We start from the raw sequence: 18,139 nt of genomic DNA, 5'->3' as shown, positions 1-18,139 counted from the left end.
CCCGAAAAGAGCCCCTTCGTGAAGATTAAATGCTTACAAACGATTCTTCTCCTGCTGTCGGAATTTGCCTGGCGGCAGCTTCTTCTCTTCCATAAAGGTACGAGAAAAATAATGAACAGAAGAAAAGCCGGTGACTTCGGCGATTTCTTTAATGGAAAGCTCACTTGTCAGAAGCAGGTGGGCCGCTTGGCGTATGCGTTCACTTCGGATGAAGTCGGTAAAAGTCTCATGTATGCCCTCAGAAAATAAGCGTGATAGATGACGTTCGGAGACGTTGAGATAGCTAGCGACATGTCCAAGATGAAGAGGCTGGGATAAGTTATCGCGGATATAAAGCTTGGCGCGCTGCAGTAGAATATGTGTATTTTTACGGTGAAAATAAGGTTTAGTCATGTCTTTTCCGAATAAGGAAAGAAAGGATACTAGAAGTGCGTAGGCAAGCGAGGGAATCGCAGCAGGCGGCAAGCTCCCCTTTCCTTCTTGAATCAAGAGTGATTTCCACAAGTGGGCAGTTGGGTGATGATCGGCTTCATGAATGCAAACCTCGGCATGCTCAGCTAGATCGCTGAAGGCTTCACGCATCGTATCATCGCTTTGTGCTTCATCTAATTCGAATGCGACATAAACAATAAATAAGCCCTCTTTCGTACGAATTTGATGATTAATCCCCGGTCTCGAACAAAAGTGTGTACCTTTTCTGAGTGGATAAACAACACCTTTTTCCGTATATTCACCCTCGCCATCCAAGATATAACAAATCTCAAAGAAAGAATGCTTATGGGGCTGATTGTCAAACAGGCATGGGTTAACTCCCCAATATTGAATTTTGAAGCAAGCGGCGGGTCCATGAACGACGTTCAGGACTTCATTAAGCATGGAATCGGTGTCTTTACATAGATACATTGGCTTCATCCCTTATATATAAATTGTCCTTATTCTGCAAAAAGATGTCCGATGGAGAAAAAGACAGAATGCCAATCATTTCCTTATAATTATAGATAAGAAAGCAATTAAATATCAACCGGAAAATGGAGGAATGGCCTGTGATCGAACAAAAAGATGTAGATTTTTATAAAGAAAATGGGTATTTACTCGTTAAGGGAGTTTTCAATCAACAGGAAGTTGAAGAAATGAGACAAGGCGTAGAGGGGATCATTAGCCGCGCTGCACAATCAAAGAATGATTATAATTCACAATGGCAAGGTGACTTTCTTCCGGCAGAAGAGCTGAGAAAGCTTGTTTTAAAAGGCTTTCATGATGTACATTATCACGATGCAGCATTTATGCGAGCCGTGATTCATCCGAATATGGCTGCTGTGCTGACGCAGATTATTGGTCCTAACGTGCAGCTGCACCATTCCAAAATGCTCGTTAAACCGCCGGAGAATGGCGCTGCTTTCCCGATGCACCAAGATTACCCTTATTTTCCGCACGAAAAACACACCATGCTAGCTGCAAGTGTGCATCTGGATCATGCCGATGAGGAGAACGGCTGCCTGCGTGTCATTCCTGGTTCGCATCGCACAGGCTCCTTGCCACATGTGGGCTCTTATTATTTGAATCATAAGGAATATCCGATTATAGAGGGGACGCCTTGCGTGGCTGAAGCGGGTGATGTTCTGTTCTTCAATTACTTGACCATTCACGGATCAGAGTCGAATAAGAGCTCTAGAACAAGAAGGAATGTACTGTTCCAATACCGCGATGCCAGTGATTTTCCGACTAAAAATACGCATTTTGACTGGGGAATGGGTCTGATGGTTAGCGGGAAGAATCCGAATTTCACGAAGGTGAAACCTGATTATAAAATCATTTAATAGTTGGAAGTAGGAGGCGCCTTAGGGTTGTCTCTTTTTTTCTCATTCAAAATTCATACAGGGCCATATCTGTCCCTCTTATTTTAAGGTAAATCTATTATAACCTATTAAAATGACGAATTTAAATAGGATTGGATCTGTCGACAAGAAGAGGCAAACCTCTCACAGCCATTAGGATAGTATTAACCATGATGGAAGTCATTGTGAGGAGGGAATGGGAGTTGAAAACGTTTGATGTCATCTTAATTGGGAGCGGCCACAATGCATTAATCACGGCTGCCTATTTAACACGCGCTGGGAAGAGCGTACTCGTTCTGGAGAAAAATGATCGTCCAGGCGGCTTCCTGCGTACGGAGGAGCTTACTTTACCGGGATTCAAGCATGATGTCTATGCTGCGGCACACCCTCTTCTATTGACAGGCCCTGCCTATGCCGATCTTGGCGCAGCTCTTGAGGCTCGCGGATTACGCTACTTAAACACGGACCTGCCAACTGGGGTCTCCATGGAGGACGGGCAAACGGCTGTATTCTCACGATCGTTCGAGGCGTTAATTGCAGAAGCTGAACGTCTTGCCCCAGGAGATGGAGCTGCGTTATCGGCCATGTTCGAGGCATTTAATCCTTATGCAGCAGATGTTTTTGCTTTATTTAATTTGGATCTATCGCGCTCCAAAGCCTCAACGATCATCGAGAAACTTTTACGTAATAAGGGAAGTAGAGGATACTCTGAATTTGCGGCATCTATCTTTTCGACTGCACGTAATACCGTAAGTTCCTTTCAATCACCTGTACTTCGAGCTATGTTGGCGCCGTGGGTTTCTCATCTTGGGCGTACGCCTGATGAAGTTGGCAGCGGGATTTGGGTGCCTCTCACAGCCATGGCGTTAATGGGAGGAGGAATGCCGATTCCCGAAGGTGGAAGCGAAAAGCTTGCTCAAGCGCTTGCCAAGCTCATTCAGGACCAAGGTGGTATCATCCTCACGGAACAGGAAGCGGAGCGAATTGTAGTGAAAAATGGACGTGCAGTTGGAGTGCGGACCTCGAAGGGGGAGGAGTTTCGGGCGAAGCAAGCAGTCGTTGCATCAACAAGTCCAGATCGACTATATCTCTCACTTTTGGCTGATGCTGAGATTAGTTCTCCGCTGCGCGAACAAGCAAAGCGGTTCCGCTATGGCAGGGGCTGTGTACAGATCCATCTCGCTCTGAATGAACCGCCGCAATGGCCAGATGCTCGCTTTGCCAAGGTCGGTCAGCCGCATTTAACGGATGGGCTTGATGGATTCACACAGGCCATTGCACAGGGAATGGCGGATTTGCTTCCAGCCAAGCCAACTTTCACTGTCGATTGTTCTACGAATCTGGATCCGTCTCGCGCGCCGGAAGGAAAGGCTATCATGCGTATTCAGGTGCTCGAGGTACCTTGCCATCCTCGCGGTGATGCCGCTGGTCTTATCGATGTAGGTGATGGCAGCTGGACACCGCAACTAACAGAGCGTTTCACGGAGCGAGTACTTTCGATTGTAGGCAAACATATCCCTAATATCCCGAGTGCCATTATTGGCCATGCCGTTGTTACGCCAGACACGATTGCCAGATTCAATCCTAATTCTGGTCCAGGTGATCCGTATGGCGGGGCCCATGATTTGGCGCAAAGCTACCTGTTTCGTCCCCTGCCGGGGCAGCCGAGTCATCAAACAGAAATTCCAAACGTATATATGTTGGGTGCGGCAACTTGGCCAGGACACGGGATCAATGGAGGCTCGGGTTATATAGTCGCCCAAAAGCTGCTGAAATAAAGATTAATGGCGAAGTATAGGGGGAAATAACGTGTATTGGACGCGTAGGGAGTTAAAAAACAAAGCAAAAAACGTTCTGCGAACATCGTACTGGAAAGCATTTCTAGTTAGTTTGGTATTAGCCGTGGTTAGTGGCGGGGTATCAAGCTGCTCATTTAATTCGGGTGGAAGTACTTCGATGAGTCTTCCTGGGTTTAGCGGCGGAATGGGCGATGTCTCCGACGGGGCGGGTCTTGCTTTTATCCTTATCTTTGCTTTCTTGGCAGCCGTGATTGGACTAGTGGCGTTAGCTTTTAATATCTTCGTTGTGGCTCCGCTAACAGTGAGCGTACAACAATATTTTAAACAGGCTGCACAAGATGATGTAAACATGAACTATCTCGTATATGCGTTTACGAAAGGGAATTACCTGGCAATTGTTAAAGGTATGTTTTGGAGCGGCCTGCTTAATTTTTTATGGTTTTTGCTGCTCATTATTCCAGGTATCGTGAAGTCGTACGCGTACAGCATGACGCCTTATATTTTGGCGGATAATCCTGGGATTGGGATGAAGAGAGCTGTTGATCTAAGCAATCAAATGACACGCGGGCAGAAGTGGAAAATGTTCGTGTTGGATCTTTCCTTTATTGGTTGGTTTATTCTTGGAACGATAGCAATAGGAATTGGCGTTTTATTCGTACTGCCTTACTATTACTCAACCAAAGTGGAGCTTTACTTGGTCCTTCGTAGGCAGGCGTTACATGACGGGGTAAGCAGCAGCGCGGAGTTGAATTTGCCTTATGTTAAATAATGGATGCTAGTGAAGGGATAGCAAGAGGAGCCTATCGATGAAATCGATAGGCTCTTTTCTTTTGGCTGCCTCGGAGACGGATGTATTCATCGCTAAAGTGGGGGAACGCGTGGAAGTAACTTGATAGAGAGAAAACACACTTAAAATCGGAGGATACGTCCGGAACCTCCGTAATGTCTGCTGAGGCGATGAAATTCATCACTAAAGTATGGGAATGGTGCTGAAGAGAAGTGAGAGGTCAAAAATGCACTTTCAGATATGCGAAGTAAAGTAGCATGTTGAATCCTGAGGAGAGAAAAAAGGCGTCTCGGAGGCTCGAATGGAGCGAAAGTGGCGCGAGACATCTGAAAAGGACCTCTCAGCTGCTGAGAAAGGGGGGTTAGCGGGTTTTGCGTCCTGAGAAGGAAGAAAAGGGCGTCACGGAGGCTCGAATGGAGCGAAAGTGGCGCGAGACRTCTGAAAAGGACCTCTCAGCTGCTGAGAAAGGGGGGTTAGCGGGTATTGCGTCCTGAGAAGGAAGAAAAGGGCGTCTCGGAGGCTCGAATGGAGCGAAAGTGGCGCGAGACGTCTGAAAAGGACCTCTCAGCTGCTGAGAGAAGGGGGGYTAGCGTTTTGCGTCCTGAGAAGGAAGAAAAGGGCGTCTCGGGGGGGCCGAATGGAGCGAAAGTGGCGCGAGCCTCAAAAGTACATTCCTGCTATAGAAAAAAGTGTTGTTCCAAAGAGCAGCGCCAGAGCTTGAGCGGTTAATAGCATTACATCCATTGGAGTAAATCCAATGAAATTCAACATGTTACTCGTGAATGCATCATTCCATTGGATATTATGCAATGGAATTCTCTTCTAATCCCTACTCATGAGCTATTTTCGGAATAATCATTGCATTTGATCCAATGGAATTGCCTATGAGCACTTCCTTTATGAGATTCCATTGGATATTGTGCAATAGAAACTATTCGGATAACTATCTTCTAATACTTAACAAACTCACAAGCTCAAACCAAGCTCAAACCAAACTCAAACTCAAACTCAAACCAACCCCAAAACAAACTCAAACCAAACTCAAACCAAACTCAAACCAAACTCAAACTCAAACCAACCCCAAAACAAACTCAAACCAAACTCAAACCAAACTCAAACTCAAACCAACCCCAAAACAAACTCAAACCAAACTCAAACCAAACTCAAACCAAACTCAAACCAAACTCAAACTCAAACCAACCCCAAACCAAACTCAAACCAAACTCAAACCAAACTCAAACCAAACTCAAACTCAAACCAACCCCAAACCAACCCCAAACCAAACTCAAACTCAAACTCAAACTCAAACCAAACTCACTAACCTAAACAACCCCAAAAACAAACTTCGCCTGCAGCAGACGGAATTCCTGAGTCAGCCGCCTCACGACCTTAAACCAATCAGTTATCGGAACGTACGTTAACTTGTTTAAATTCCTTTGTTAACACTACTCAACTTTCAAAATACCCAGCAATTCAGGTAATGTTGCGATCTCATAATTTGGGCGATTGTGAGTCGGCGCTGTTCGGTTATGATGATTGATCCAAACGTTCCGCATGCCAACCGCTAACGCCCCTTTAATATCTGTATCTAAGTTATCGCCAACCATGATGGTTTCTTCCACAGTGGTACCAAGCAGATTCAGAGCATGCTCAAAAATAGTCGGATCAGGTTTCCCTTTGCCGAACGAGCCGGATATAAGAATATGATCAAAGTAAGCCGCTAAACCAGGAATGCTGTCTACTTTTTCCTGCTGCAAGTCAGGAGCGCCGTTCGTCATTAGCAGTAGTTGATAATTGTGATGCAAAGCATTCAAAACCTCGAAAGTTGTCACATAAACCAAGGGACGCTCTCTTCGCTCGCGAGCAAATCGCTCGGCAAGCACTTTGCCTAATTGGGGATCATCGATTCCTAAAGTATGTAAGCCTTGTGTCCAAGATTCCTTCTGATAGATGGGGGCGAACTGTTCCAGCTCCAGAAAGGTTGGATGCTCTTTCGAATCAAATCGTCCCCAGAGTGCTTCCAAGTGGGTAACTTCAATCATTTTGGCAAATTCATAACAAGCCATTGTACGAAATAGGTGCTCAGATGCCTCGCGTACTGCAACCTCAAGTGCTGTAGGATTCACGTTGACGGACTCGAAAGCCACACGGCATGTTGCTTGAAATGCTTCATTAATACTTTGTTCATCCCACAGTAACGTATTGTCTAAATCAAAAATAATCGCTTTGATAGGTTTCATTTGTCCACAATCCTCCCCAATGTCCTATACATAATTTGCTCCATAAATAAAAGGAAGTCAACCAAAAAAACGTAAACACACAACTAAAACAAAATAAAACAAATAAAAAACACAAATTTACATGGATTTAACCTTGGAATTACAAAAACTGTGTAAGATATAAATAAGACGCAAGCAAATCCACATGAGGTGATACCAGATGCCAACCAACCATGAACCTAAGACCTACATGAAGACGGAAGGCGATATTAATTTGACCGAAGCACAGTCAGTATGGTGGACAGAGCATGTTGATGATTCTGCACGAGCGTATCTGCAAGAGGATGAGGATGTCAACGAATATTATCGTTCGTATCGTATACGAGCTCATTTTGAATAAAGTGAAAAAGAGAACAGCTGCTTGGCAAATGCCTAAGTAAGAACATATAATTACATTAAATGCTGCACAAATACTGGGGGCTTACACGACATGTCGTTAATTGGTGAAGAACGGAAGGATTATATTCTTAACCAGTTGAACCTGGAAGGCAAAGTAAAAACGAATGATTTGGTCGATAATCTGAATGTTTCTTCGGAGACGATACGTCGTTATCTGGAGGAGCTGGAAGAGGAAAATAAACTTAAGCGGGTATATGGCGGCGCGGTCAAGATTCATTTATCCCGTGATGAGCCGTCTCATCTCAAAAGGGAAGTTCTGCACGCAGATGAGAAGCGTAAGATTGGTAGAGCTGCTGCCACTCTTGTTGAGGATAACGATGTCATCTTCATTGATGACGGAACAACGACGCTGCATATGATTGATTATTTACTGAATAAAAAGAATCTTACCGTTCTAACCATTTCGATTCCTGCTTTGTACCTATTGATCGACTATAAAAACAAAGAGCTGTACTCGGGTGACATCTATTTGCTCGGAGGCAAGGTGAATTCCATGCATTCTCGTGTTACCGGTTCACTGGCTGAGAAGATGGTGGAAAACTTTTATGCGGATAAAGCTTTCCTTTCTGTTGACGGCATGATGGTAGAGAAAGGCATAACGGGCTTCGATGAGGAGAAAGGTCAATTGACTAGGCAATTCATTAAAAATGCCAAGCAAAGCATTGTTCTATCCGATAAATCGAAGATTGGTCTCGTGCAATTTTATAAAATTGCTGACTTAAAAGAGATTGACATTATAGTGAGTGACGCCGCTGCGCCTAAAGAATGGGAAGATTATTTAGTCAAAAAGGATGTGACCTGGATCGCAGCTCAATAAATATATGTTGATAAGAATCTGGCAGTTTGCCGGGTTCTTTTTTTGATTAAGTGTTGTTTCTTCCGGCTGCTGCCTTTATTTTCTTCGTCGTGGGGAATTTATAAAGATGAATGACAGATAATGAAAACTGTCACTTGATTTTCGTTTATTCGGAAGTTATACTAAGTTTATAATCAAGAAAAAATAAATCTAATTATCAAAGGAGTTTTATACTATGAGAATCAATCCTAAATATCGTCAACTTACTTTTGTATCCTTGATGTCAATGATTATGACGTTTATTATGTCTGGAATTATGACTTATGTACTTGAAGGTGGCTTTATTCCGCATTTTGTTAATGACTGGATGAGAGATTGGGGAGTCGCTTTTGTGATCGCAATCGGATTAAACCTTTTCTTACCTGCCCAGATCCATAAATTTGCGAATCGATTTAAAAAAGCTCGAATTGTCTATATTTTTGTAATATCGCTCATTATGACATTTATCCTCTCCTTTGCTTTAACGGCTTTTGCAATGAATGGTATCGTTCCATATTTCGTGAGTCATTGGACGGGCTCATGGCGCATAGCGTTCATCATTGTTTTCATATTAAACTTCTTTTTACCAAATTTCGTGGGCAAACTTGTTAGTAAATTAATGGTTCAACAGCCTGCATGATCAGCTCGTCCCACCGAGTGAAGCGGCTGAGACGCTGAAATTCAGCGAAATTGTGTGAATCGCGTTCAAATGATGCCGTAGATCCTGCCTTGCATGAAGTCATTTCCCATTATTCTGTCTATGTCATTGCCTATGACATATAATATCGGTATAAATACAAATTTGAGGAGATGATGGGTTTGTCAGTCCTGGTACCAGTGCCGCAATCAAAAACGAACATCGGTAATTTCAAGCATACGATCACGATGTTGATGGGGATTTGGCTTATTTTTGGTTTGTTTATTGACGGCTTTGCTCATAACCACGGTGCCGTTGAAACCTTTTTTACGCCTTGGCATGCCATTTTGTATTCGGGGTATCTGGCTTGCGCAGTTTGGATTTTCTATCTGACTTATCAGAACAAATCTAAGGCTAATCATGCAACTTGGGTGCAGGCGATCCCGACTGGTTACGAGCTTGGCGTAGCAGGAGTAATCATCTTTTTCTTAGGCGGCCTTGGTGATATGTATTGGCATACGGTGTTTGGAATTGAGAAGAATATCGAAGCATTGCTGAGCCCAACACATTTGATCTTATTGACAGGTGCACTTATGATCCTAACCAGTCCGTACCGTGCGATTAGTCACGCTAAAGATGAGGTCTCACCTACCTTTCGCCAATTGCTACCTGCTTTGACCTCGATTGCATTAACCTTTGCTGTCATGGCCTTCTTTCTCATGTATGCTTGGTCATTCCGTCAAAGTCTATGGATGGCAAGGGAAGAAGATGCGGTCGCAAGAGCTGTCGTGGATTTCCTGGTTACAACCCTATTATTAATTTTACCTGTCATGCTGGTGATAAGGAGATGGATGCTCCCATTCGGTACCGTCACTTATTTCTTTGTTTTCGAAGCGGTGCTTATGGCGATACTTGATGGCTTTTCTCATTACGGATCTATTGTAATTCTATTAATTAGCGGGATTGCTGCTGATTTGATGTTTAGGTCCATTAAACAGAGGGAAGCGAGCGATTGGCGTTATAAGGTTGTTTTCTTTGTTATTCCTGTTTTAATCTGGGGCTTATATTTTGCAGATTTGAGTATTTATCATACATTGGATTGGGCGCCTGAGCTTTGGGGAGGAACGATGTTCATCTGTGGGCTCTGTTCACTGGGGTTAAGCATTCTCGCCGCTCCAATTGTACATAGAAAAAGCTGATGAAAACAACGGTAATTGTCCTTATAGCTATAACATTCCTTTTAACCGCTTGCGATACGCAGCTCACAAAACATGACATGATGGGGATGCCGATGACCACTACATCTCCTTCAACACATGTCCACCAAAATGACGCGATTGCTCATTTTTCAGTGGCGTCAAAGCAATATATGCCTAATGAGGATGCATCTGTGACGATTCTCATCCAAAATAAATGGAATAAACCGATTGATAAATTCGATATCATGCATGAAAAGCTGCTGCACTTGATCGTTGTCAGTAAGGATCTTACCTATTTTGACCATCTTCATCCCGAATATGTCGGTGGAGGTCGATTTGACATCAAGACAAAGTTCCCGGCAGGTGGCCACTACCAGCTGATCGCCGACTTCACGCCGCAAGGCATGGGTGAGACGATACAAACCCACTGGGTAACGATTAACGGCCAGCAAAAGAAAGAAGAAAAACTTCTTCCTGATACGAATCTTACGAAAAGAGTCGGCGACAAAGAAGTAACGCTTTCCTTTGACCATTTGATGGCGGGTATGGATTTAAAAATGAACTTTACCATTAGAAATGCTGAAACGAAGAAGCCTATAACTGATTTGCAGCCATATCTAGGCAGTCTAGGTCATGTAGTGGCTATAAGTTCAGATGCCAAGGAGTTCGTCCATGTGCATCCGAATGATTCGAATACTTCCGGACCTGATGCAGCTTTCACCATTCACTTTCCCAAAAGCGGCATCTACAAAATCTGGGGCCAATTTCAGCATCATAATGAAGTGTTCATAGCCCCTTTTATCATAAAAGTATAATTTGTAATCAAAAAGAAATGTGTTATTCATCTGGGCTTAATGAAACAGGCTTATAATAAAATTCGACCCCCTTTAAAATATATATACCTTAAGACCCACGGCCCGTTGCTGTGGGTCTCTTTTTGTGTTTAGACGTGCATAGCCTAAGAAATTTATGTATTTGTCGGGAATCCGACATTCTAACTCGGTATCTTGTGGTAATATGACAATAACACATCGGAATACTCAACATTAAAATATAGTATCATAGGAACTTGGCAAAGGGGTTTTCACATATGGATGAATTCAATGAACTTGGCGATCTTCAGGAGCAGGACCCTACCAAGGAAATCATGATTGAGGCATTTCGTAAACATGGGACTATCCAAACCTACAGGAAAAATGAGTTTGTTTTTCAGGAGAATGATCAACCAAGCGGAGCTTATTATGTCGACTCGGGATTAATTAAGATTTCCCAATCCTCTGAAGAGGGGCAAGGGATTACCTTATTTCTACGCTATGAAGGGGAAATATTCGGAAATGCGGAAATTTTGACGAACATTCCTCGGAAACGTTATGCCAAGTGTTTGGTAGACAGCCAGATCATTACGCTAGACGGGCGGAAATTTCTCGAATTGGCCAAGGAAAATGCCGAGTTTTCTTATTCTGTTGCCGTCCTCGGAGCTCGAAGACTGCTGCAAACACAGAAGATGGTTGAAACGCTCATTTCCCGTCCCGTTGCTTGGAGGCTAGCCTGGTTCCTCATGCAGCTGGGCAAACCGACGGATGTAAAACTTGAGGTTCAGGTGCCGCTCAGTCATGAAGAAATCTCTTATGTCATTGGCTGCAGCAGACAAACTGTCACAGAAATACTCAATAAATGGCGCGATAAGGGGCTAATCGACTATGCCAAAAAGAAGATCGTTATTTTTCATCCGAACCAATTTTTCACAGACATATGACGGGGAAAGGCCTGGAGGGGTGATTCAATGATTGCAATAAACAATGTGAATAAATCCTTTTCGCAGCGGAAAGGCACTACCTACACAGCGTTGGAGCAAGTTTCGCTCACGATTAAGAAAGGGGAATTCGTCTCCATTGTAGGACCTTCAGGCTGTGGGAAGTCAACGCTTTTGAATCTGATAGCAGGGTTTGAAAAAGCGAGCAGCGGAACCATTACCGTTGGTGGGCAAAAGGTTACGGCTCCGGGGGCTGGTCGGATTGTTGTTTTCCAAGAGCACGGCTTGTTTCCATGGCTTACGGTTCTCGATAATGTCGCCTTTGGTCTGAAGCAAAAGGGGTTGTCGAAGAAGGAACGCTATGCTCTCGCTTTTGAGCAGATTAAAGCCGTTCATTTGAGCAAGTTTGTCGATCGTTATCCGCACGAGCTATCCGGGGGAATGAAACAAAGAGTAGCCATTGCCAGGGCGCTCGTTATGGCTCCCGACATCCTATTGATGGATGAACCTTTTGCAGCCTTGGATGAACAAACGCGGTTTATTTTACTGAAGGATTTGGAAGAGATTTGGCTTCAAACAGGTAAAACAATTTTGTTTATTACACATAACATTCGCGAAGCCGTTATTTTGTCAGATCGGGTTATCGTCATGGCGACGCAGCCAGGCAGGGTCAAGAAGGAATTTGCTGTGCAAGCAGCGAGACCTCATCAAAGTAGTGATCCGCTCATCCACTCCTTGGAGAATAAAATTATGGAAGCTCTAACGGATGAGCTTGAGAAGGTAGTCAGAGAGGAGCTCGGCCATGAATACAGCCTTAAGAAGAACCTTATTTCTAATTCTTCTGCTGATCATATGGGAGTTGGGATTTAGGGTTTTTCAGTGGGGGTGGAAGTTTCCTTCACCTCTCCAAACCTTTCAAGCCTTCTATGATGGCTTTACGCAGGGGCATCTCCTTAACGCGATTGCAGCTAGTCTACGTCGCTTACTCATTTCATTCGCTATTTCAATAGGGCTTGGGACGATTTTGGGCTATTTATTTGCCCGTTATCAGTATTTGGATGAAACCTTTGGATTTGTAGTTGTTGCCCTTCAGACCGTTCCGAGTATAGCGTGGCTTCCATTCGCGATTATTTGGTTTGGACTTAATGACACTTCCGTCATCTTCATTACAACGATAGGTGCGACTTGGACGATGTCGATGGCGAGCAGGACGGGAATTTTGAATATTTCACCGATTCATCTGAGAGCTGCGCAAATGCTTGGAACAGGCAGCGGTTACCGATTGTTCTTTCAAGTACAGCTGCCGGCGGCATTTCCCCATTGGATCACAGGGATCCGAGTGGCCTGGGCCTTTGCTTGGCGGGCACTTGTAGCAGGGGAGCTTATTGCCAAGGGAGTCGGTCTCGGGCAAATGCTGCAGGATGGACGCGGTCTTGGGGATACGGCATCCATTCTGTGCGTGGTCATCATTATCGCCGTTATTGGTACGATTTCGGATCATTTTTGTTTCAAACAGCTGGAGGATAAAATCGTACTTCGCTTTCAACTTAAGAAATAATCGGCGTTTCATAGAACAAATAAGGGGGAATTATTTTGAAAAAATTTGGTTGGGTCATCAGTTTGGTAGTAACAGGGTCACTGCTATTATCAGCTTGCGGACAGAGTAAAGAAACAGCTTCAAGTGCTGCCAGCACAACGGTGAAAATTGGTATTTTGAAAAATGTGACACACGCTCCGGGATTTGTAGCACTGCAAAATAATTACTTCCAGCAAGGCTTTGGCGAAAATGCCAAGATTGAAGTCACGGCTTTTGACAACGGAGCGGACTTCGCAACGGCGATTGCGACCGATCAGATTGATCTCGGTTATGTAGGCCCGGGACCGGTCATCAATCAATATTTGAAAAGTAAAAATATCAAGGTGATCGCTGGCGCGAATAACGGTGGAGCGGTATTGGTGGCTCGCAAAGATGCTGGCATCCAATCGGTTAAGGACCTGGCAGGTAAAACTGTAGCCGTTGCTGCCAAAGGAGGCACGCCGGATCTGTCTCTTCGCTTGCTGCTGAAACAGGAAGGACTGAAAGTATCCACAGATACTTCCGGTGTACAAATTGTTACGCGTGCTCCAGCAGATACCTTGGTTGCGATAAGGCAGAAAGAAGTGGATGCCACCTTAATAGCAGAACCTTGGGGGACACAAATCATTCAAGAAGGTTCAGGAACAATTCTAGTCGATTGGAATAAAATTCCTCCAAAAGACGGGGATTATCCGTTAACGATTCTCGTAGCGAGTGATAAATTTCTCAAAGAACACCGTGATTTGGCCAAAAAAGCCGTGAAAGCCAACAAACAAGGTATCGAATTCATTCAGCAAAACCCGAGCAAAGCCTATGGCCTGATTAGCGATGAATTGAAGCAGTTAACTGGCAAAGGGATGGATCCTGCGCTCATTAAAGCGGCCATCGATCATTTGAAACTAACGGAAGATATCTCCTTAGAGGATATTAACGAGCAGGTAAAAGCCTCTTTTGATGCTGGATATTTAAAAGTGAAAGCGGAAGAGCTGGACTTCAGCAAATTTCTCGATTTAACGCTTTTGAATGAAGTGAAAAAAGAAAAATAGTAGTTTACTTAGGAGGTTATTCATTTGCACATACAACCGCAGGAAAACCTATTGCCGGATTTCCATGAGCATATCAAAGTAGTGATACTAGGCACAGGTACACCGAGGGCCTTTTATGGAAGAGCCAAAGCAGGCGTCGCCATTCTCGCAGGGGATAAAACCTTTCTGTTCGATTGCGGTGGCGCGACCGTTGATCAGCTGATTAAGGCGGGGATCATGCCGCAGCGGATTTCGAATGTCTTTTTCACTCATCATCATAGTGATCATAATTCCGGATTTTTCGATGTTTTCATTACGAGCTGGCGTACACATGTGATCGCGGATCGGGTATTTGAGGGGCGAAAAGGTCCCATGAACGTATACGGGCCAACGACGACGAAAGCGATTATTAGTAAAATGAGAGAGTCTTTCGATTTCGACGTGAATCTTCGGGTGAATGTTAATTTCTCAGCCGGGGCAGGGGCGGACATTCACTATTTTGAAAGCAACGAAGGTGTTGTTTACGACCAGGGTGGTGTTAAAATCACCGCTTTCGAAGTGGATCATAAACCTGTTTATCCAGCTATTGCATATAAAATCGATTACAACGGTAAATCGGTTGTCATTTCGGGGGATACGATCCCTGTTGAAAATATGGTCAAACATAGTCAAGGTGTCGATTTACTTGTGCATGAATCTTACAATAAAACGTGGCTTGACGCGCTTATTGCCAAATTCCCCGAGCAGAAGATTGGCTTATCCAATCCTGCGAAATATCATTCAACTACGCTGGAAGTTGCCGAAATCGCCCGAGCAGCTGGGGTTGTCCATCTGGTGCTCACCCACCATATCCCTGCGCCAGCAGCTAATGAGGAGGCTGAGGCCGATTATACGGAAGGCATGCGAGATATCTACTCGGGTAGAATCACGATGGCTAGAGATTTGATGGCATTTGATCTTTCATAGTTATATGGAAAGCCGCCTCGAGTATTGGCTCGGGACGACACTTTAGCGATGAATTTCATCGTCTCAGCCGCTGCATTCGGTGGGACGCACAGTTACAAAAAAGCACAATGCACCAGGATAAGATATCCTGATCCATCGTGCTTTTATGCTTCTCTCTGTCCAGTCCTGCTGCGTGGATTGCGACTTTTGATCAAATGCCGGTCGCGTCGTATGTACTTTCTGAGCTTGTGATTTGGTTTCTCTTTCATGTGAAACAATTAGAAAATCCATATCTTGCTAATGTTTTATAGGAAAATGGGAATAGTATCATTAAAATGGAATCACTAGGTGAGGGAATTATGTTGAAAGACGTTAAAATATCCGTGCGCCAATTTGTTGTACTTGTGATTATATATACGATTGGGACTACAATCTTGGTTATTCCGTCGGGGCTTGCTGCTGATGCTAAACAAGATGCCTGGCTCGCAGCTATAATTGGAGTTATCCTAAATTTGTTAGTCGTATGCTTATACAACAAGGTTAGTAATTGTTTTCCCAACATGACGTTAGTTCAATATAATGAAAAAGTGTTTGGTAAATGGCTGGGAAAACTACTCTCTTTATTTTTTATTTTATTTTCTTTTGTCGGAGCAACTACAGTTTTGTTCGATCTAGGAAATTTTATTAATACGCAAGTGATGCCTGAGACACCTATTCAAGCTATCAATATTATATTCGCCCTCGTTGTTGTGATGGGGGTGCGACTTGGACTTGAAACCTTAATTCGTGCTGCAGAGATTTTTTTTCCGTGGATCATTATGCTATTTATTATTTTGGTCCTTTGTCTTTTACCGGAGGTTCGAATTGAAAAGCTGCAGCCAATGTTCGCAACTGGAGTAAAACCCCTGATAAAAGGAGCCTTATCGGTGGCGGGTACTGCTGCATTTCCTTTTATTGTCCTATTCATGGTGTTTCCTGTTCATGTCAATCAATTTCGTAAAGCAAAAAAAGCTTTTCTGATTGCTACCTTAATAGGTGGATTGTTTTTCGTCATTATCACCTTTTTATGCATATCGGTATTGGGAGTTCAAGTGACAGAAAGACATATGTATCCAAGCTATGCTTTGGCCAAACAGATCAGCATTGGTAACTTTTTGGAACGTGTTGAAATCCTTATAGCGGGCATTTGGTTTCTAACTGTTTACTATAAGACAACCATTTATTTTTATAGTTTCGTTATAGGGCTAGCGCAATTTTTGAATGTTGTAGATTATCGCCCGCTCGTTTTACCTTTAGGAATGATTCTGGTTGTTTATTCACTTGTGGTATATCCCAATGTTGCATATATGACAGAATTTGATACCAAAACTTGGGTACCCTACGCTTTAACCATGGGGCTCCTGTACCCAGTTCTCCTACTAGGGGGTTCCGCGATTAGAAAATCCATAACAAAGAACTAAGAACACTTGAATAGGTGGCGATATCATGGAGTTCATCAAAAAAATTCTTAAGAATAATTATAACAACTCAACTGATGCTAGGATCAATCAGAGTGATTTCTCAATTTCAAAGGAATCACTCGAGGAGTCCCTGGATCTTAACTTCGATAAAGTCAAGAAAGCCTTTGGAAATAGCAGTGATCTCATTACGCAGACAATCCAACTTAATGATACAGATTCGATACAAATTGGAGTCATTTACATGAATGGACTGATTAGTCCAATCGCTATTCAAAGCCTGCTCACCGAAAATCTAAAAGTTGATTCATGTGAGTTCCCGCTAGATGCTTTAAGAAGTTCAGTGAGCACACTCGGTCAAGTTCGCGAAATTCCTGATTTTGAAACCTTATATCAATCTATTTTATCGGGGTTAACGGTTATTTTACTGGATGGCTGTGTACAGGGATTGGCGGCGAATACACAGGGCGGTGAGCATCGTTCCGTTGAAGAACCAACAACTCAATCGGTCGTAAGGGGACCTCGGGAAGGGTTTACTGAGCTGATAAGCACTAACGCCGCGCTGATCAGACGTAAAATAAAAGACCCCAACTTATGGATGGAATCCATGACAGTCGGGCGTGTGACGAAAACGGACGTCGCCATCATGTATATGAATGGCATTGTGAATGACAAGTTGGTGGCGGAAGCAAGAATTAGGCTTGGACGCATCGATATTGATGCGATTTTTGAAAGTGCCAATATTGAAGAGTTGATCCAAGACGAAACATACACCCCATTCCCTACTCTGTACAATACGGAACGACCCGATGTTATAGCCGCAGGCATAATGGAAGGTCGTATTGCTATTCTTGTCGATGGCACTCCCTTTGTGCTTATGGCACCTGCGTTATTCACTCAATTTTATCAATCTGCTGAGGATTATTACCAAAGAGCAGATTTTGCAACACTTCTTCGTTTTCTTCGTTACATATGTTTTTTTATATCTTTGTTGGCACCCTCTTTATACATAGCCGTAACCACCTTTCACCAAGAACTGCTGCCCTCCTCTCTATTGATCAGTTTAGCGGCTCAAAGAGAAGGGATCCCTTTCCCCGCTTTTATCGAAGCGGTCGTCATGGAAGTCACTTTCGAAATCCTTCGAGAAGCCGGTGTGAGGTTGCCGAAGACGGTTGGACAAGCTGTTTCAATTGTAGGGGCACTAGTCATCGGTCAAGCCGCAGTAGAAGCAGGTTTGGTATCTCCTGCGATGGTTATTATAGTGGCTATCACGGCCATTGCCAATTTTGTCATTCCATCATTCAATATGGGGATTACAATTCGAATTCTGAGATTTCTATTAATGCTTATCGCGGCTTCTTTTGGTTTGTATGGTGTTACTGTGGGGCTTATCGCTATCGTGCTTCATTTGTGTAGTTTAAGATCCTTCGGCGTCCCATATATGTCTCCAATGGCGCCTTTTATCTTAGAGGATCAGAAAGATACCATTTTTCGTTTACCGCAATGGGCATTATTTGCAAGGCCTCGATTAATCAGTCAAAAAAATAACATTCGAGAGAACAATGCTCCTTCGAATAAGCCTGAAACAGGGTCCTAGATAAAGGAGTTATCGG

Annotated in this window: 18 protein-coding genes; 16 read left to right on the top strand and 2 right to left on the bottom strand. The window is 43.7% G+C overall.

Going from position 1 to position 18,139, the window contains the following annotated elements; translation table 11 throughout:
• Window positions 1–33: 33 nt before the first annotated feature.
• Window positions 34–903: an AraC family transcriptional regulator gene (locus ASG93_RS07495; protein ID WP_056830449.1), complete on the bottom strand. Its 870-nt coding sequence runs from the start codon at window positions 901–903 to the stop codon at window positions 34–36.
• Between the two features lie 140 nt (window positions 904–1,043).
• On the opposite strand from ASG93_RS07495, the gene ASG93_RS07490 reads away from it, so the two are divergent.
• The 4 genes from ASG93_RS07490 to ASG93_RS07470 all read left to right on the top strand — a co-directional run bounded on the left by ASG93_RS07490 (window position 1,044) and on the right by ASG93_RS07470 (window position 5,842).
• Complete coding sequence (locus ASG93_RS07490; protein ID WP_056830447.1) at window positions 1,044–1,817, top strand: phytanoyl-CoA dioxygenase family protein; 774 nt, start codon at window positions 1,044–1,046, stop codon at window positions 1,815–1,817.
• Between the two features lie 221 nt (window positions 1,818–2,038).
• Entirely contained in the window at window positions 2,039–3,613 is a 1,575-nt protein-coding gene (locus tag ASG93_RS07485) for a phytoene desaturase family protein (protein WP_056830445.1), read from the top strand.
• Window positions 3,614–3,644: 31 nt separating this feature from the next.
• The gene (locus ASG93_RS07480; protein WP_056830443.1) at window positions 3,645–4,403 is read left to right on the top strand and encodes a DUF975 family protein; all 759 of its coding nucleotides are present in this window, start codon (window positions 3,645–3,647) and stop codon (window positions 4,401–4,403) included.
• A gap of 917 nt (window positions 4,404–5,320) precedes the next feature.
• Complete coding sequence (locus ASG93_RS07470) at window positions 5,321–5,842, top strand: hypothetical protein (RefSeq protein ID WP_056830440.1); 522 nt, start codon at window positions 5,321–5,323, stop codon at window positions 5,840–5,842.
• A gap of 24 nt (window positions 5,843–5,866) precedes the next feature.
• Here ASG93_RS07470 and ASG93_RS07465 read toward each other — a convergent pair whose 3' ends face one another.
• The gene (locus ASG93_RS07465; RefSeq protein ID WP_056830438.1) at window positions 5,867–6,661 is read right to left on the bottom strand and encodes an HAD family hydrolase; all 795 of its coding nucleotides are present in this window, start codon (window positions 6,659–6,661) and stop codon (window positions 5,867–5,869) included.
• A 199-nt stretch (window positions 6,662–6,860) separates the two neighbouring features.
• Between ASG93_RS07465 and ASG93_RS07460 the strand changes: the two genes are divergently transcribed.
• The 12 genes from ASG93_RS07460 (at window position 6,861) to ASG93_RS07405 (ending at window position 18,123) form a co-directional block, all read left to right on the top strand.
• Window positions 6,861–7,040, top strand: a complete 180-nt coding sequence (locus ASG93_RS07460) for a hypothetical protein (RefSeq protein WP_056830436.1) — start codon at window positions 6,861–6,863, stop codon at window positions 7,038–7,040.
• A gap of 90 nt (window positions 7,041–7,130) precedes the next feature.
• A complete protein-coding gene (locus tag ASG93_RS07455) occupies window positions 7,131–7,916 on the top strand; it encodes a DeoR/GlpR family DNA-binding transcription regulator (RefSeq protein WP_056830434.1) in 786 nt (261 codons plus the stop codon).
• A 214-nt stretch (window positions 7,917–8,130) separates the two neighbouring features.
• Window positions 8,131–8,574, top strand: coding sequence for a DUF2798 domain-containing protein (locus ASG93_RS07450; RefSeq protein ID WP_056830432.1), 444 nt, complete (start codon window positions 8,131–8,133; stop codon window positions 8,572–8,574).
• Between the two features lie 179 nt (window positions 8,575–8,753).
• Entirely contained in the window at window positions 8,754–9,770 is a 1,017-nt protein-coding gene (locus tag ASG93_RS07445; RefSeq protein ID WP_056830430.1) for a hypothetical protein, read from the top strand.
• Window positions 9,771–9,862: 92 nt separating this feature from the next.
• A complete protein-coding gene (locus tag ASG93_RS07440; RefSeq protein WP_156410835.1) occupies window positions 9,863–10,585 on the top strand; it encodes a hypothetical protein in 723 nt (240 codons plus the stop codon).
• Between the two features lie 275 nt (window positions 10,586–10,860).
• Entirely contained in the window at window positions 10,861–11,526 is a 666-nt protein-coding gene (locus ASG93_RS07435) for a Crp/Fnr family transcriptional regulator (protein ID WP_056830426.1), read from the top strand.
• Window positions 11,527–11,553: 27 nt separating this feature from the next.
• Window positions 11,554–12,393 carry an ABC transporter ATP-binding protein gene (locus tag ASG93_RS07430; RefSeq protein WP_056830423.1) on the top strand — a complete coding sequence of 280 codons (840 nt, stop codon included), beginning with the start codon at window positions 11,554–11,556 and terminating at the stop codon, window positions 12,391–12,393.
• Window positions 12,326–13,081 carry an ABC transporter permease gene (locus ASG93_RS07425; protein WP_063891801.1) on the top strand — a complete coding sequence of 252 codons (756 nt, stop codon included), beginning with the start codon at window positions 12,326–12,328 and terminating at the stop codon, window positions 13,079–13,081. The genes ASG93_RS07430 and ASG93_RS07425 overlap by 68 nt, the downstream gene beginning before the upstream one ends.
• A gap of 35 nt (window positions 13,082–13,116) precedes the next feature.
• The gene (locus ASG93_RS07420; protein WP_056830422.1) at window positions 13,117–14,145 is read left to right on the top strand and encodes an ABC transporter substrate-binding protein; all 1,029 of its coding nucleotides are present in this window, start codon (window positions 13,117–13,119) and stop codon (window positions 14,143–14,145) included.
• A gap of 24 nt (window positions 14,146–14,169) precedes the next feature.
• Window positions 14,170–15,090: an MBL fold metallo-hydrolase gene (locus ASG93_RS07415; protein WP_235550775.1), complete on the top strand. Its 921-nt coding sequence runs from the start codon at window positions 14,170–14,172 to the stop codon at window positions 15,088–15,090.
• A 338-nt stretch (window positions 15,091–15,428) separates the two neighbouring features.
• Entirely contained in the window at window positions 15,429–16,529 is a 1,101-nt protein-coding gene (locus tag ASG93_RS07410) for a GerAB/ArcD/ProY family transporter (protein WP_056830418.1), read from the top strand.
• A 25-nt stretch (window positions 16,530–16,554) separates the two neighbouring features.
• Window positions 16,555–18,123 carry a spore germination protein gene (locus tag ASG93_RS07405; RefSeq protein WP_056830416.1) on the top strand — a complete coding sequence of 523 codons (1,569 nt, stop codon included), beginning with the start codon at window positions 16,555–16,557 and terminating at the stop codon, window positions 18,121–18,123.
• Window positions 18,124–18,139 lie beyond the last annotated feature (16 nt).

The organism is Paenibacillus sp. Soil787 (assembly GCF_001429545.1).
Classification (GTDB): domain Bacteria; phylum Bacillota; class Bacilli; order Paenibacillales; family NBRC-103111; genus Paenibacillus_E.
Note: the sequence above shows the minus strand (reverse complement) of the source record. Positions and strands in the feature narration are given on the sequence as shown.

Excerpts from the sequence above, each read along its gene's own strand:
- ASG93_RS07495 (WP_056830449.1), bottom strand. The coding sequence starts at position 903 with ATGTATCTATGTAAAGACACCGATTCCATGCTTAATGAAGTCCTGAAC.
- ASG93_RS07470 (WP_056830440.1), top strand. The coding sequence starts at position 5,321 with ATGAGATTCCATTGGATATTGTGCAATAGAAACTATTCGGATAACTAT.
- ASG93_RS07465 (WP_056830438.1), bottom strand. The coding sequence starts at position 6,661 with ATGAAACCTATCAAAGCGATTATTTTTGATTTAGACAATACGTTACTG.
- ASG93_RS07460 (WP_056830436.1), top strand. The coding sequence starts at position 6,861 with ATGCCAACCAACCATGAACCTAAGACCTACATGAAGACGGAAGGCGAT.
- ASG93_RS07455 (WP_056830434.1), top strand. The coding sequence starts at position 7,131 with ATGTCGTTAATTGGTGAAGAACGGAAGGATTATATTCTTAACCAGTTG.
- ASG93_RS07450 (WP_056830432.1), top strand. The coding sequence starts at position 8,131 with ATGAGAATCAATCCTAAATATCGTCAACTTACTTTTGTATCCTTGATG.
- ASG93_RS07440 (WP_156410835.1), top strand. The coding sequence starts at position 9,863 with ATGACCACTACATCTCCTTCAACACATGTCCACCAAAATGACGCGATT.
- ASG93_RS07435 (WP_056830426.1), top strand. The coding sequence starts at position 10,861 with ATGGATGAATTCAATGAACTTGGCGATCTTCAGGAGCAGGACCCTACC.
- ASG93_RS07430 (WP_056830423.1), top strand. The coding sequence starts at position 11,554 with ATGATTGCAATAAACAATGTGAATAAATCCTTTTCGCAGCGGAAAGGC.
- ASG93_RS07425 (WP_063891801.1), top strand. The coding sequence starts at position 12,326 with ATGAATACAGCCTTAAGAAGAACCTTATTTCTAATTCTTCTGCTGATC.
- ASG93_RS07410 (WP_056830418.1), top strand. The coding sequence starts at position 15,429 with ATGTTGAAAGACGTTAAAATATCCGTGCGCCAATTTGTTGTACTTGTG.
- ASG93_RS07405 (WP_056830416.1), top strand. The coding sequence starts at position 16,555 with ATGGAGTTCATCAAAAAAATTCTTAAGAATAATTATAACAACTCAACT.